We start from the raw sequence: 12,820 nt of genomic DNA on the forward strand, positions 1-12,820 counted from the left end.
CTCGAGCAAACGGGTCTCCTGGCACGATCGACAGATGGCCCGACCCAGGACTCGACTGCTCGACCGCGACCGCATCGTCACGGCGGCCCTGCGAGAGCTCGAGCTCAACGGCCAGCTGACGATGTCGGCGGTCAGCCGCCGCCTGTCCGTGCACGTCTCCTCCCTCTACGAGCACGTGAAGGACCGGGCGGAGCTCGTCGACCTCATCCGTGACGAAGTGACGGCAGGCATCGACGCCGATCTGACCGAGGTGCCCGAGGCCGCCGGCTGGCGCCAGCCGCTCGAGGAGTGGCTCGTCGGCTACCGCGCGGCGTTCGCCCGCCACCCTCGGGCCATCGGGCTGCTCACCACCGAGCCGATCCGCAGCCACCAGGCCGCCCGCGGGTACGACAGGGTGCTGGGGCTCCTGCGCCGCGCGGGCGTCCCGCCGCAGGAGGCGATGGCCACCCTCACCGCCCTGGAGTGCTTCGTGCTGGGCTCCGCCCTCGACGCGGCCGCCCCCGACGCGATGGTCCAGGTCGACGACGACGACGCCCACGGCCTGCTCGGTGAGGCGCTGCGCGCCGAGCCGTCACCCGACCACCGCGCCGACCATGCCTTCACCACCGGGCTGCGGCTGCTGCTCGACGGCCTCGCCGCGAGCGCCCCGCCGTCGTCGTCCTCCTCCTGACCTGCGGTCCTTCGACGGGGCGGGAGGTGGGGGTCAGCGCAGGGAGGTGACCCAGTTGCGCAGGAGCTGCGCGCCGGCGTCGCCGGACTTCTCGGGGTGAAACTGCGTGGCCGACAGCGGCCCGTTCTCCACGGCCGCCACGAATCGGGCGCCGTGCTCGGCCCACGTCACGAGCGGGCGTCGGCGGCGCATCGTGCCGTCGTCGCGGACGTCGTCGTCCAGCTCCCAGTGCTGCACGCCGTAGGAGTGGACGAAGTAGAAGCGCTCATCGGCGATGCCGTCGAACAGCACCGACCCCTCGGGGGCCTCGACGGTGTTCCAGCCCATGTGCGGCACCACGGCGGCGGGCAGCTTCTCCACGGTGCCGGGCCACTCCCCCAGACCCTCGCTCTCGACGCCGTGCTCGACACCGCGGGCGAACATCACCTGCAGCCCCACGCAGATGCCCAGCACCGGGCGACCTCCGGCGAGGCGCCGGTCGACCACTTCGTCTCCACGGACGCTCTTCACGCCCTGGATGACCGCCTCGAACGCGCCGACGCCGGGGACCACGAGGCCATCGGCCTCCTGCGCGGCGCGCCGGTCGGCAGTGAGCTCGACGTCCGCACCGACCCGCTCCAGGGCCCGCACGGCCGAGCGCACGTTGCCGAAGCCGTAGTCGAGGACGACCACGCGGGGGCGCCGCGCACCGCCCGCGGCGCTGTTCGCGCTGCCGTTCGCGCTGGTCAGGTCGTCAGCAGCGGCGTTCTCGGTGCTCACGAGACCAGGCTAGGCGGTCCGGCGGTGTGACTCAGACCACTGCATCCCGGTCGGCGAACAGGCCCTGGCGCGGTTAGCGTCAGCGAGCACCCGCTCCTGCCCGCGCAGGTCGACCCGCCACACGGGCGAGGTCGGTGGATCGCGCGAAGAGAGGTCAAGCCATGGCTCCTGAGCGTCCGTACCCCCACCGTGATGTCTCCGACGTCGACGGCGGCCACCTGTGGAACTGGGCCCGTAACTCTGTGCTGGCCAGCCCTGAGGCTCTGGTGACGGCGAGTTCCGAGTTGGAGATCCGCTCGCTGCTCGCCTCCCGCCCCGGCCGCGTGCGGCTGGTCGGTAGCCGGATGTCCTCCGGCCGCATGCTGGCTCCGGCCGGGACCTCCGACGGCGAGGTTCTCCTCGACATCCGCGGTCACGCCGGGCTCCTCGCCCACGGTGAAGACTGGGCGACGTTCGCCGGCGGCACCGTGCTGCAGGAGGTCTTCGACGCTCTCGCCGCGCTCGGCCGCATGCTGCCCGCCGCACCCGGCGTCATCGCCGAGCAGACCCTCGCGGGCGCGCTGGCCACCGGCACGCACGGCCAGGGGCTGCAGCAGAGCTCCATCGGTGACGCGCTGCTCTCGCTGCGCCTGGTGATGGCGGATGGCTCCGTGGAGGAGTTCGGCGCCGACCACCCGTGGTTCGGGGCGCTGCAGGTGGGCCTAGGCACCCTCGGCGTGGTCACCGCGGTGACGCTGCGCACGGTGCCGGTGGCCGTGTACTCGTGCGTCAAGGGCGCCACCAGCGCGCAGACCCTCGAGGACGACCTGCTCGTGTGGAACCGCGGCCACGAGATGGCCAAGGCGTGGTGGTTCCCCGATGACGAGAAGGTGCACGTCTGGACGGCGCAGCGGGCCTCGGCGCCCGAGCTGGCCGCCTGGGAGGCCGGTGGGCGTCAGCTCGTGGAGCGCACCGAGACGAGCGACGCGATGAACCGCGCCGTCGACGCAGCGCTTGCGCACATGCGCGCGGACACCCGCATCGTTGACGCGCAAGGCAAGCCGTTCCGCACGGTGACCCGCTTCAAGGACTTCTCCGACGTGACGGGTGACGTCTACCAGGTCTTCATGCGCGGCATCGCGACGCCGCAGATCAACGTGGAGATCGGCGTACCACTGCACCGCGCGCCCGCCGTCGTCCAGAAGATCCGGGCCTGGCACGCGGAGACCAGCCCGCACCTGCACTACCCGATCATCCTGCGCGCCACCGGACCGTCGCGGGCCTGGCTCAGCCCGTCGCAGGGCGACGACACGCTCTACTTCGGCTTCGTCGTCTATTACGCCGAGGACGGCTCGCTGTCCGAGGAAGGCGTCGACTTCCTCATCGAGGTCGAGAAGCTGCTCGCCGCCGAGGGCGGGCGCCCGCACTGGGGCAAGTACTTCGACGACACCCTCTACGACTGGCCCGCGCTGTACCCGCGCTGGGACGACTTCCTCGCCGTGCGCGAGGCCCTCGACCCCGAGCGCGTGTTCAGCAACACCTTCACGGATCGGCTCTTCCCGGCGTCGCGGGCGTCGTCAGCGTCGCGCGAGGTGGCCGCATGAGCGGCGCTGCCTGGGCGACGCTGCTGACGCAGCCGAACTACCTCGTCGGTGTGCGGGCGCTACACGCCTCCCTGCAGCGCAGCGGTTCGCAGTACCCGCTCGTGGTGATGGTCACCGAGGACGTCGACGACGACGCCCGCCGCACGCTGCTCGCTGACGGCGCGCTCGTCCGGGAGCTGCCGCGTGTGGGTCCTGATTCCTCCCTGGAGGCGCACTACGCCAACGCCAGGTTCGCCGAGGTGTGGACCAAGCTCGGCGCCTGGGGGCTCACGGAGTTCTCCCGGCTCGTGGTGCTCGACGCCGACATGCTCGTGCTGCAGCCGATGGACGAGCTGTTCTCCATCGACCTACCTCCCGGGGGCATCGCGGCGTGCCACGCGTGCCGGTGCAACCCCAACCGCATCGCCAGCTATCCCGCCAGCTGGGTGCCCGCCAACTGCTTCTACACGCACTGCCGCGGCACCTCCCATGTGCGGGAGCCCGGTGTGGAGGAGTACTTCAACGGTGGCTTCCTCGTCATCGAACCCGATGCGGCGGTGCACGCGAAAATGCTCTCCCGCCTCCGGGGACTGGCCGACCTGTCGGCGTACCAGTTCGCCGAGCAGGACTTCCTCAACGAGTTCTTCGACGGGCGCTGGCAACCGATGCCGTACGTCTACAACGCGCTGAAGACGCTGCCCCACCAGCATCCGCAGCTGTGGGATGCGGACGAGGTGAAGAACATCCACTACATCATCGACAAGCCGTGGGAGCACCGCCCGGAGCCGGGTGAGAAGTACGCCGCGCTGCACCAGCTCTGGTGGGACCTCGCCGACACCACGCCCGGCCTGTTCACCACGCGTCCCGCGTCCGCCTCCACCGCCGCCTGAAGCCCCCCTCGCCGTCCGTCCTTCTCGCACTTTCCGCGGCAAGTGCGAGAAGGACGGGGGCGTATGGCGCACTTGCCGCGGAAAGTGCGAACCGGTGACGGGTCAGGACGTGACGGTGATCTGCGCCTTGTCGAACGCCAGGTAACCGGAGTAGTCGGCGCCCACCCGGTCGAACGAGGCCGGGTACGGCTCGGGGTAGCTCCACGCGCCGTCGGCCGCGGTCTTCCCACCGGGGGCGGTGACGTTCCAGTACTGCGCCACGCCCTTCCACGGGCACGTGTACGGCGTGGGGCTCTTCTCCAGGGCGCCCTCCACCACGCTGCTGGGTGGGAAGTAGGCATTGCCCTCGATGCGCACGATCGCGTCGTCCTCGGCCTCGGCCACGACGACCCCGTCCAGCACAGCCTTCACAGGTCCTCCTCGATCTGTTGGGCCCAGCGGCCCCGGTCCGTACAACGCTCCGCGCGGTTGCGGCACTCCCGCGGGCAGGCTCGTCAGCGGGTGATGCGCCGCAGGGTGTCGACCACGAAGTCCACGGCCACCCCGTACGCAACGTGCGAGCCGCCCTCCCACACCCACCACGCCTTCGGCAGCTCTGACGGCGACGCCTGCACGCCCAGGGCCGGCAGCGTCGAGCCGTGGAAGGCGGCGAACAGCACCGCTCCCCCGGCCGCCCCGCCGCCGGCGCGCGCCAGCGGCACCCGCCGTGTCAGCACCGCGTAGAAGACCGGGTACCCGTACGCCAGGGCGCGGTGGAACCACTGGGCGCCGGCCTCGACGTCGTCGTCGTCCAGGGCATCGGCAGCGGCCTGGCCCTTCCGCGCGGCCACAAGCTTGCGGTAGAGCAGCGACGGCGGCATGCGGTCGCCGTGACCGGCGGGGTCAGCGCCGTCCAGCTCCTTCTGGCCGGGCTCGGGCGGGAGCTTCCGCTCGCCCCACTCCTGCAGGGACGACTCGGCGGCGGCCTTCACCGTCGACCCCACCCACCCCGCGGCGAGACCCAGGGCGACGTCGGTCAGGAGCTTCGAGGAGGCCACACGTCCTGGGTACTGCACGACCGATCACCCCGCATCCGGAGGATCAGCGCGGGGGCTGCGGGTCCTCGCGGGAGGCGACGTAGAGGATGCGGTCGGCGGGCTGCAGCGAGCCGATGGAGGGGTCGCTGTAGCGCAGCATCCGACCGCCGCGCCACACGCCGACCACCGGCACCCCGCACGAGTGCGGCGGCCGGCCCACCTCCGACGGCTCCACGGCGCGCTCGTCGAGGTCGAGCCCGGAGCCGAACGACAGCAGGTCCTCCACCACGCTCACGGCGTCCGGGCTGTCCGTGGCCAGGCCCAGCAGGCGGCCCGCGGTCTCGGAGGAGACCACCACCGACGCGGCGCCGCTCTCGCGCAGCAGCTCGGCCGTCGCCGACTCCCGGGACGACGCGAGCACCGTGACGTGCGGCGCCACGCGGCGCAGGGTGAGCGCGGCCAGGACGGCCGTGTCGTCGCGGTCGAGGGCGATGATCGCTGTCCTGGCCCGCTCGACCTGCGCCTCGGCGAGGACGGACTTGTGCGTGGCGGACCCGATGACCACCGCGTACCCGTCGCTGCTGGCGCGGGCGGCCGCGGCGGCGTCAGCTTCGACGACGACGATGCGGTCTGCGGGGTGGTGGCGCAGGCGCAGGGCCCGGACCGCGTTGCGGCCCTTGGTGCCGTAGCCGAGGACGACGACGTGGTCGCGCATGCGGGCCTTCCAGCGGTGGACGCGGATCTCGGTGCGGGATCGCTCGGTGAGCGCGGACAGCGTGGTGCCGACCAGGATGATGACGAACATCAGGCGCATCGGGGTGACCACCAGCGCGTTGACGAGCCTCGCCTGCTCGGTGACCGGCGTGATGTCGCCGTAGCCGGTCGTCGAGAGCGTGACGGTCGTGTAGTAGAGCGCGTCGATGACGGAGACGTGCCCGTCGGCGTTGTCGGTGTACTGGTCGGACTCCAGCAGCACCAGGCCCCAGTTGACCAGCAGCAGGAGCAGCGCCAGCCCCAGCCGCAGCGCGATCGACGTCAGCGGTGTGCGCCGCGGCGTCAGCCGCGGCAGGCGCAGCCCCTGTCGGCCGCCACCTGCCGCGGTGCCAGCCCTGTCAGCCACGCCGTCCAACCCCTCGGGTCAGCTGCGGCCGCGGCGGGCGCGCAGCATGCCGCGCACCGCCGACCAGCGACTGCGCCCCACGCTCGTCGCTGCTCCCGACACCTCGGAGACCTCGAGGCTGCCGAGCAGCAACCGCAGCACGTCGCCAGGCCACGTCGCCAGCAGCAGCCCGGCCGGGCGCCCATCGGGGACCTGCTGACCACCGCGCCACGTCTGCGCCGTCACCTGGCCCTCCTGCCCCTGCTCCCCCTCGGCGAGGAGCAGGACGACGTCGAGACCGCGCAGCATGCGGCTCAGCCGCTCCGCGGCGTCGACCCCGGCCAGGCCGGGCAGCACGCCCTCGCGCGGCGCGGGCACCGCCACGACGCCAGCGCCGGAGACCGGCGCGCAGACGGCGGCGACGCCGCTCATCGCGCAGATGTCGGCGGCACGCTCGGCGTCGAGCACGGGCAGCACGAGCACCGCGCGGCGCGCCCCCTCGGACGGGTCGAAGAAGCTCCCGCCCCCCGCGCCGGGGATCTCGTAGCTCACGGCGCGGACTCAGCCAGCACGGTCTTCGCGAGGTTCACAGCGCGCCCTTGGTCGACGGCACGCCGTCGACGCGAGGGTCGAGGGCCACTGCGGCGCGCAGCGCCCGCGCGAGCGCCTTGTACTGGGCCTCCGCCACGTGGTGCGGGTCGCGGCCGGCGAGCAGCCGCACGTGCAGGCACACGTGGGCGTGCAGCGCGATCGACTCGAAGACGTGCCGGGTGAGGCTGCCGGCGTAGGGCACGCCACCGCCGCCGCCGCCGATGAGCACGTACTCGTACCCCTCGGGCTCACCGCTGTGGACGACGAACGGACGGCCGGACACGTCGACCACGGCCTGCGCGAGCGCCTCGTCGAGCGGTACCAGCGCGTCACCGAAGCGGGCGATGCCGCGCTTGTCACCCAGGGCCTGGCGCAGCGCCTGCCCGAAGACGATGGCGGTGTCCTCCACCACGTGGTGGGCGTCGATGTGGGTGTCGCCGGTGGCCTGCACGCGCAGGTCGATGAGGGAGTGCTTGCCGAGCGCCGTGAGCATGTGGTCGTAGAAGGCCACGCCCGTGCTGATCTCGGTGCGGCCCGTGCCGTCGAGATCGAGCTCGAGGGAGATGCTCGACTCGCTCGTGGTCCGCTCGATGCGCGCTGTACGCCGCCCGCTCATGCTCGCTGCCCCTCGCCGTCGTCGTCCTGGTCGTCTTCCGGGTGGGCGGCCACCTCGGCCTGCGCGACCACCTCGGCCAGCGCCGCGAGCACCGCGTCGGTCTCGGCCTCGGTGCCCGCGGTGATGCGCAGGTGGCCGGGGATACCGACGTCACGCACGAGCACGCCGTGCGCGAGCAGCGCTTTCCACGCGGCGGGGGCGTCGTCGAAGCCGCCGACCAGCACGAAGTTGGCGTCGCTGGGGAGCGCGAACAGGCCGAGGGTCGGCATGGCGGCCACCAGTCGGTCGCGCTGGGCCTTGGTGTCCTCGACGGTGGCGAGGAGCACATCGGCGTGGGCCAGCGCGGCGGTCGCGGCGGCCTGCGTCAGTGAGGAGAGGTGGTAGGGCAGGCGGACGAGGCGCAGCGCGTCGACGACGGCCGGGTCGGCGGCGAGGTAGCCGACACGGGTGCCCGCGAAAGCGAAGGCCTTGCTCATCGTGCGCGTGACCACCAGGCGGGGGCGGCCGGGAAGCAGCGTGATGGCGCTCGGCGTGCCACCGGCGTTCAGCGGGCGGGCGAACTCGGCGTACGCCTCGTCGACGATGACGATGCCGCGGGTCGCCTCGTAGGCGGCCTCGACGACGTCGAGCGGTAGTGCCGTGCCGGTCGGGTTGTTGGGGCTGGTGAGGAACACGACGTCCGCTCCGTGCTCGCCGACGACGCCGACCTGCTGCGCCACGTCGAACGGGTCGAGGGAGAACCCGTCGCCGCGCTTGCCGTCCACCCAGGCGGTGCCGGAGGTCTCCGTGATGATCGGGTGCATCGAGTACGACGGCGTGAAGCCGACCGCCGTGCGCCCCGGCCCGCCGAACGCCTGCAGCAGCTGCTGCAGCACCTCGTTGGACCCGTTCGCGGCCCACACGTTGCCGCGGGTCAACGGAACGCCGTGCGACGCGGGCTGGGCGCGCAGGAAGGCCGCCAGGGCGTCGCGCAGGGCGTCGGCCTCGCGGTCGGGGTAGCGGTTGAGGTGCGGCACCTGCTCGGCGATCGCGGCGACCACCGCCTCGACCACCTGCGGCGGCACGTCGTGGCTGTTCTCGTTGGTGTTGAGCCGCACGGACACCTCGAGCTGCGGGGCGCCGTAGGGCACGTGGCCGCGCAGGTCGTCACGGAGCGGAAGGTCGTCGAGGGTCGTGTCCGAGACCAGGCTCGGCGCGGAGGTGGGGCTCACGAGCGTCCAGGGTAGTGATCCGGCACGACAGCGGCCGGTCGCGGCGGTGCGGTCCGCTCCAACGCCGACCAGCCGGAGTCGGCTTCACGCTCTTCGGCCTCCGCTCTGCCACCGCCGCGCAGGCCGAACAGGCGCTTGGCGAAGAGCAGGTAGACGACGACAGCGAGGTTCAGCGCGAAGAGTCCGACACCCGTGGGGGTCACCCCGCTCACCAGGTCCGCCACCTCGGGGATCATCAGCAGACTCGTGGCCACGAACGTCAGGTACTCGGCCCAGCGCCGGCCCATCCACAGGCCCACGGCCTCGGTGGCCTCCAGCGCGGCGTAGGCCACCAACCCGATGCCGATGAGCAGCAGGTGGCTGGACGGTGTCGCGAACCAACCCGACACCTGCGCCAGGAAGCCGTGTGCGGTGTCGATGACCACGCCGTGCTGCTGGACGAAGTCGAGCCCCCACAGCCACCACCTGTCGAGCGTGGCCCGGTTGCCGGAGAAGACGAGGACGGCGGCCGCCAGCAACCCCAGGCCGATGACGTGCACCACCCTGTCGAGGGCGATGAGGCGCAGCACGTACTTGTCCCGCAGCGGACGGCCGCGCAGCGGAAGGTCGATCTGGTCGCGCGGGGGCAGGTGCTCGCGGGTGGCCTGCGCCGCGGCGGGCGCGGCGGCGGGGAGCCAGGCGTCGCACCGCAGGCAGCGGTGCCAGCGGAAGCCGTCAGCGTCTTCGCGGAGAAGCAGAGCGTCTTCGGGGCGGACCTCGGCGACATCGCGGCCCACCGTGTAGTGGCCCTGCAGTGCGCAGTCGAGGAGGTCCCAGCGCACGCGCGGGATCCTGCGCCGCTTCACCCGCACGGAGGTCACGGGTGACGGTAGCCCTCACATCCTGGGAGTCGCCTGAACACCCCCTGCGCCCCCGTCCGTGATCATGGACGCCCGAAGCACCTTCCGACCGTGATCATGGGCCTCGGCCACCCTCCCGGTGACGACCGACGTGCAGAAGTGCTCCGGGAAGCCCCGGGAGACGCTCCGAGCGGACTTCTGCACGTCCGGCGTCACACCACCCAGGGCGATCACACCGCGACACTGTCCCGCCAGGCATGCAGAACCTTCCCGAACCGTCCCGCATCGACCTCGGACACGACTTCTGCATGTTCGGCGGGACGTAGCGGACCGCCAGGGTCAGTCAGTCAGTCGCGGCGGGTGCGGGCCTTCACGTGCATCCGCTCCCCCTGCGGGCCGAACAGGCTCAGGACCTCCGCGGGCCCCGGTCCGGGGTTGGAGAACCAGTGCGGCGTGCGGGTGTCGAACTCGGCGACCTCGCCCTCGCGGAGCACGATGTCGTGCTCGCCGAGCACCAGCCGGATCCTCCCGGCCAGCACGTAGAACCACTCCCAGCCCTCGTGCACCTTGAGCCCGTCACCCGTCGGCCCGTCGGGGGTCCGGTCGGGCTCCGGGGGCAGCACGATCTTCCACGCCTGCAGCCCGCCCGGCTGGCGCGTCAGCGGCACCACCGTGCGGCCGTGGTGGCGCTGAGGCCGCAGGTGCACACGGGGGTCTCCGGTGGCGGGCGCACCGACCAGCTCGTCGAGGGCCACCGCGTGCGCCTTCGCCAGCGGCAGCAGCAGCTCCAGCGTCGGCCGGCGCTGCCCGGACTCGAGCCGGCTCAGCGTGCTCACGGAGATGCCGGTGGCTTCGCTCAGCTGCGCGAGTGTGGCGCCACGCTGCTGGCGCAGCGCTCGCAGGCGCGGGCCGACGGCGTCCAGCACACCGTCCAGATCAGCACCCTGAACACCGTCCGCACGATCCGCTGCAGCCCTGTCAGCCACGCGGTGGCTCCAGGTCCACCACGACCAGCTCCCCGGGCTCCGCGCCCGCCGCCGCCAGCAGCGCGCCGTCGGCGTCGTGCACCGCGGAGCCACCCGCCGTCTGCGGGAACCCGAACCGCTCCCCCACCGGGCCCGCCGCGCTCGCCACGGCCACCGGGGCCCCGCACGCGCGGGCGTTGGTCACCGCCCGCGAACGGATCACGGTCAGCGCCTCCGGCAGGTCGACCACGCCCGCCGCGTACAGGTCCACGCCCAGCGCCGCCGTGGCAGCGGTGTGCTCGGCGATGCCGGTGTCGCGGCAGACGGCCAGGCCGACGCGCCACCCGCCGACCTCCACCACGGTCGCCCCCGGACCAGCGGTGAAGGCGTCGAGCTCTTCGCCGTACAGGTGCGCCTTCCGGTAGATCACCCGCACGCCGCTCCCGTCGACGGCGACCACCCCGATCGCCCGCCCTTCCCCGTCGTCGCCAGCGACAGGCGCGCCCACGAGCGCCGTCGTGCCGTGCTCGGCGCACGCCGCGACCAGCTCGTCCCACGCCGGGTCGTCGAGGGCGACGGTCGGCGCGTCGAGCACGTACCCCGTGAGCGACAGCTCGGGGAAGACCACCAGCCGGGCGGCCGCCTGGCGGACCGCGTCGGCGTGCGCCGCCGCGGTGGCGAGGAGGTCTCCGTGGATGACGGCGGGCTGGGCGACGGCGACGCGCAGGGGCTCGAGCACACCCCATCCTGCGCCGCCGCTTGCTGTTCCGGCAAGAATGCTTGCCACATCGGCCAGCATCTCCGCACTCTCCCCGCATGGACTCCGAGCAGCTCGACGAGCAGTACGACGCGGTCGTGGTCGGCGGCGGCGCCGCCGGCCTGGCGGGCGCGATCGCCCTCGCCCGGATGCGGCGCAGCGTGCTCGTCGTCGACTCCGGCCAGCCGCGCAACGCCCCGGCCGACGGCATCCACAACCTCCTCGGCCGCGAGGGGGTGCCGCCGCGCGAGCTCGTGGCCGCGGGCCGGGCGGAGCTGGCCGGCTACGGCGGCAGCGTCGTCGAGGGTCGGGTCACCTCCCTGCGGCGCAGCAGCGGCGACGGTGAGCCGCTGCGCTTCGTCGTCGTCCTCGACGACGGCAGGACGACGACGGCGCGCCGCCTGCTCCTCGCGCACAGCGGCACCGACGTGCTGCCGCCCGTGCCGGGACTGCGCGAGCTGTGGGGCAGCCGCGTGCTGCACTGCCCGTTCTGCCACGGGTGGGAGGTGCGCGGGCGCTCCGTCGCGGTGCTGTCGACGGGTCCGGTGACCGCTCACGCCGCGACGCTGTGGCGCAGTGTCGCGAGCCGCGTGGTGGTGCTGTCGCACACCGGACCGGAGGTCGAGGCGTCGCAGCGGCAGGAGCTGGAGGCGGCCGGGGTGGAGTTCGTGACCGGTGAGGTGGCCTCCCTGGAGCCGGTCGGGGACGACGACGGCGGCGTGCGCGTGCGGCTGGCCTCCGGCCGGACGCTGGAGGTGGGAGCCGTGGTGGCGGCGTCGCAGGTGCGCGTCGACACGTCGCTGACGGCCGCGCTGGGCGTGGATGTGACCGACGTCGAGGTCATGGGAGTCGTTGCCGCGACGGGTGTCGTGGTGGCCGACCCAACAGGAGCGACGAGCATCCCCGGTGTGTGGGCCGCGGGGAACGCGGCCGCCCCGATGGCCGTGGTCCCGGCGGTGACGGCGGCTGGCATGCAGGCCGGGGCGGCGATGACGATGGACCTGGCGCGCGAGGACCTGGCAGCCGCGGCGGCTGCCAGGACCGAGCTGCACGACGACGAGATGGCGGGAGCAGCACGGTGAGCGAGCACACGCACGGGCAGCACGAGCACGGACACCAGCACACGCACGACCACGGCGGTCCGCGCCGCGAGATGCCGCCTCTACCCGATTCCGCCGACGGCCTGCCGGACTGGTGGGAGCAGCTCTACAGCGGCGACGGCACCCGGTGGAGCGGCAACGCGAACGCCCGGCTCGTCGAGGCGGTGGCTGCGCTGGAAGCCGGCGGGGTGGCGCCCGGGCGTGCGCTCGACCTGGGCTGCGGGGAGGGCGGCGACGTCGTCTGGCTCGCCGAGCGCGGGTGGTCGGTGACTGGCGTCGACGTCGCGCACGCGGCGGTCGCGAAGGCGCGCAGCGCGGCGGCGGCGCGGGGCGTCGACGTCGTCCTCGAGCGGCACGACCTCACCCAGACGTTCCCCGAAGGTGAGTTCGACCTGGTCAACGCCCAGTTCCTCCAGGCACCGGTGGGTTGGCCGCGGGCGGAGGTGCTGCGTCGGGCAGCGGCTGCGGTGGCCCATGGCGGGCACCTGCTCGTGGTGGACCACGCCGAGCCGCCGCCGTGGGCCGACCTCGACGCGCGGGCACGGATCGGCTTCCCCACGCCGCAGCAGGTGCTGGCCGACCTGGCACTGGGCGAGGAGTGGCAGGTGCTGCGGGCGGAGGTCGCCGGGCGCACCGCTGCGGCACCGGCGGGGTCGGACCAGCAGCACGGGCACCTCAACGACAGCGTCGTCCTCGTCCGCCGCCTCCCCTGAGGGGCCTGGGGAGGGCGTGGGCGAGACTGCAC

General features: G+C 73.2%; 15 protein-coding genes. 5 read left to right on the plus strand and 10 right to left on the minus strand.

The window, feature by feature from the left end; translation table 11 throughout:
• Window positions 1-34: 34 nt before the first annotated feature.
• A complete protein-coding gene (locus BXY45_RS16675) occupies window positions 35-670 on the plus strand; it encodes a TetR/AcrR family transcriptional regulator (protein WP_109775643.1) in 636 nt (211 codons plus the stop codon).
• 33 nt (window positions 671-703) lie between these two features.
• On the opposite strand, the gene hisH is transcribed toward BXY45_RS16675, so the two are convergent.
• On the minus strand, window positions 704-1,399 hold the full coding sequence (gene hisH / locus BXY45_RS16680; RefSeq protein ID WP_109775679.1) for an imidazole glycerol phosphate synthase subunit HisH: 696 nt from the start codon (window positions 1,397-1,399) through the stop codon (window positions 704-706).
• A gap of 191 nt (window positions 1,400-1,590) precedes the next feature.
• Between hisH and BXY45_RS16685 the strand changes: the two genes are divergently transcribed.
• Window positions 1,591-3,012 carry a D-arabinono-1,4-lactone oxidase gene (locus BXY45_RS16685; RefSeq protein ID WP_109775644.1) on the plus strand — a complete coding sequence of 474 codons (1,422 nt, stop codon included), beginning with the start codon at window positions 1,591-1,593 and terminating at the stop codon, window positions 3,010-3,012.
• Window positions 3,009-3,881 (plus strand): glycosyltransferase family 8 protein, encoded by an 873-nt coding sequence (locus BXY45_RS16690; protein WP_109775645.1) that lies wholly within the window; start codon window positions 3,009-3,011, stop codon window positions 3,879-3,881. Before BXY45_RS16685 ends, BXY45_RS16690 begins: the two co-directional genes overlap by 4 nt.
• Before the next feature lie 102 nt (window positions 3,882-3,983).
• On the opposite strand, the gene BXY45_RS16695 is transcribed toward BXY45_RS16690, so the two are convergent.
• From BXY45_RS16695 to BXY45_RS16740, 9 genes are all read right to left on the minus strand, one after another.
• Entirely contained in the window at window positions 3,984-4,292 is a 309-nt protein-coding gene (locus tag BXY45_RS16695) for a DUF427 domain-containing protein (protein ID WP_109775646.1), read from the minus strand.
• 83 nt (window positions 4,293-4,375) lie between these two features.
• Window positions 4,376-4,918 (minus strand): DUF1440 domain-containing protein, encoded by a 543-nt coding sequence (locus tag BXY45_RS16700; RefSeq protein ID WP_170131567.1) that lies wholly within the window; start codon window positions 4,916-4,918, stop codon window positions 4,376-4,378.
• Window positions 4,919-4,961: 43 nt separating this feature from the next.
• The gene (locus tag BXY45_RS16705) at window positions 4,962-6,017 is read right to left on the minus strand and encodes a potassium channel family protein (RefSeq protein ID WP_245961878.1); all 1,056 of its coding nucleotides are present in this window, start codon (window positions 6,015-6,017) and stop codon (window positions 4,962-4,964) included.
• 18 nt (window positions 6,018-6,035) lie between these two features.
• Window positions 6,036-6,548, minus strand: a complete 513-nt coding sequence (locus BXY45_RS16710) for a hypothetical protein (RefSeq protein WP_109775648.1) — start codon at window positions 6,546-6,548, stop codon at window positions 6,036-6,038.
• A gap of 34 nt (window positions 6,549-6,582) precedes the next feature.
• On the minus strand, window positions 6,583-7,203 hold the full coding sequence (gene hisB, locus BXY45_RS16715) for an imidazoleglycerol-phosphate dehydratase HisB (RefSeq protein WP_109775649.1): 621 nt from the start codon (window positions 7,201-7,203) through the stop codon (window positions 6,583-6,585).
• Window positions 7,200-8,414, minus strand: coding sequence for a histidinol-phosphate transaminase (locus BXY45_RS16720; protein WP_245961879.1), 1,215 nt, complete (start codon window positions 8,412-8,414; stop codon window positions 7,200-7,202). Before BXY45_RS16720 ends, hisB begins: the two co-directional genes overlap by 4 nt.
• Complete coding sequence (locus tag BXY45_RS16725; RefSeq protein WP_211319667.1) at window positions 8,411-9,235, minus strand: DUF2127 domain-containing protein; 825 nt, start codon at window positions 9,233-9,235, stop codon at window positions 8,411-8,413. The genes BXY45_RS16720 and BXY45_RS16725 overlap by 4 nt, the downstream gene beginning before the upstream one ends.
• Window positions 9,236-9,600: 365 nt before the next feature.
• Window positions 9,601-10,239 carry a helix-turn-helix domain-containing protein gene (locus BXY45_RS16735; RefSeq protein ID WP_109775652.1) on the minus strand — a complete coding sequence of 213 codons (639 nt, stop codon included), beginning with the start codon at window positions 10,237-10,239 and terminating at the stop codon, window positions 9,601-9,603.
• On the minus strand, window positions 10,232-10,957 hold the full coding sequence (locus BXY45_RS16740) for a carbon-nitrogen hydrolase family protein (RefSeq protein WP_109775653.1): 726 nt from the start codon (window positions 10,955-10,957) through the stop codon (window positions 10,232-10,234). Before BXY45_RS16740 ends, BXY45_RS16735 begins: the two co-directional genes overlap by 8 nt.
• A 77-nt stretch (window positions 10,958-11,034) precedes the next feature.
• On the opposite strand from BXY45_RS16740, the gene BXY45_RS16745 reads away from it, so the two are divergent.
• Both BXY45_RS16745 and BXY45_RS16750 read left to right on the plus strand, forming a co-directional pair.
• Complete coding sequence (locus tag BXY45_RS16745) at window positions 11,035-12,057, plus strand: NAD(P)/FAD-dependent oxidoreductase (protein WP_109775654.1); 1,023 nt, start codon at window positions 11,035-11,037, stop codon at window positions 12,055-12,057.
• Window positions 12,054-12,788 (plus strand): class I SAM-dependent methyltransferase, encoded by a 735-nt coding sequence (locus BXY45_RS16750; protein ID WP_211319669.1) that lies wholly within the window; start codon window positions 12,054-12,056, stop codon window positions 12,786-12,788. Before BXY45_RS16745 ends, BXY45_RS16750 begins: the two co-directional genes overlap by 4 nt.
• The last annotated feature ends 32 nt before the right edge of the window (window positions 12,789-12,820 follow it).

Source organism: Quadrisphaera granulorum (assembly GCF_003149145.1).
In the GTDB taxonomy this organism is placed as follows: Bacteria; Actinomycetota; Actinomycetes; order Actinomycetales; family Quadrisphaeraceae; genus Quadrisphaera; species Quadrisphaera granulorum.

Coding starts and splice junctions, on each gene's coding strand:
- BXY45_RS16675 (WP_109775643.1), top strand. CDS start 35: ATGGCCCGACCCAGGACTCGACTGCTCGACCGCGACCGCATCGTCACG.
- BXY45_RS16685 (WP_109775644.1), top strand. CDS start 1,591: ATGGCTCCTGAGCGTCCGTACCCCCACCGTGATGTCTCCGACGTCGAC.
- BXY45_RS16690 (WP_109775645.1), top strand. CDS start 3,009: ATGAGCGGCGCTGCCTGGGCGACGCTGCTGACGCAGCCGAACTACCTC.
- hisB (WP_109775649.1), bottom strand. CDS start 7,203: ATGAGCGGGCGGCGTACAGCGCGCATCGAGCGGACCACGAGCGAGTCG.
- BXY45_RS16745 (WP_109775654.1), top strand. CDS start 11,035: ATGGACTCCGAGCAGCTCGACGAGCAGTACGACGCGGTCGTGGTCGGC.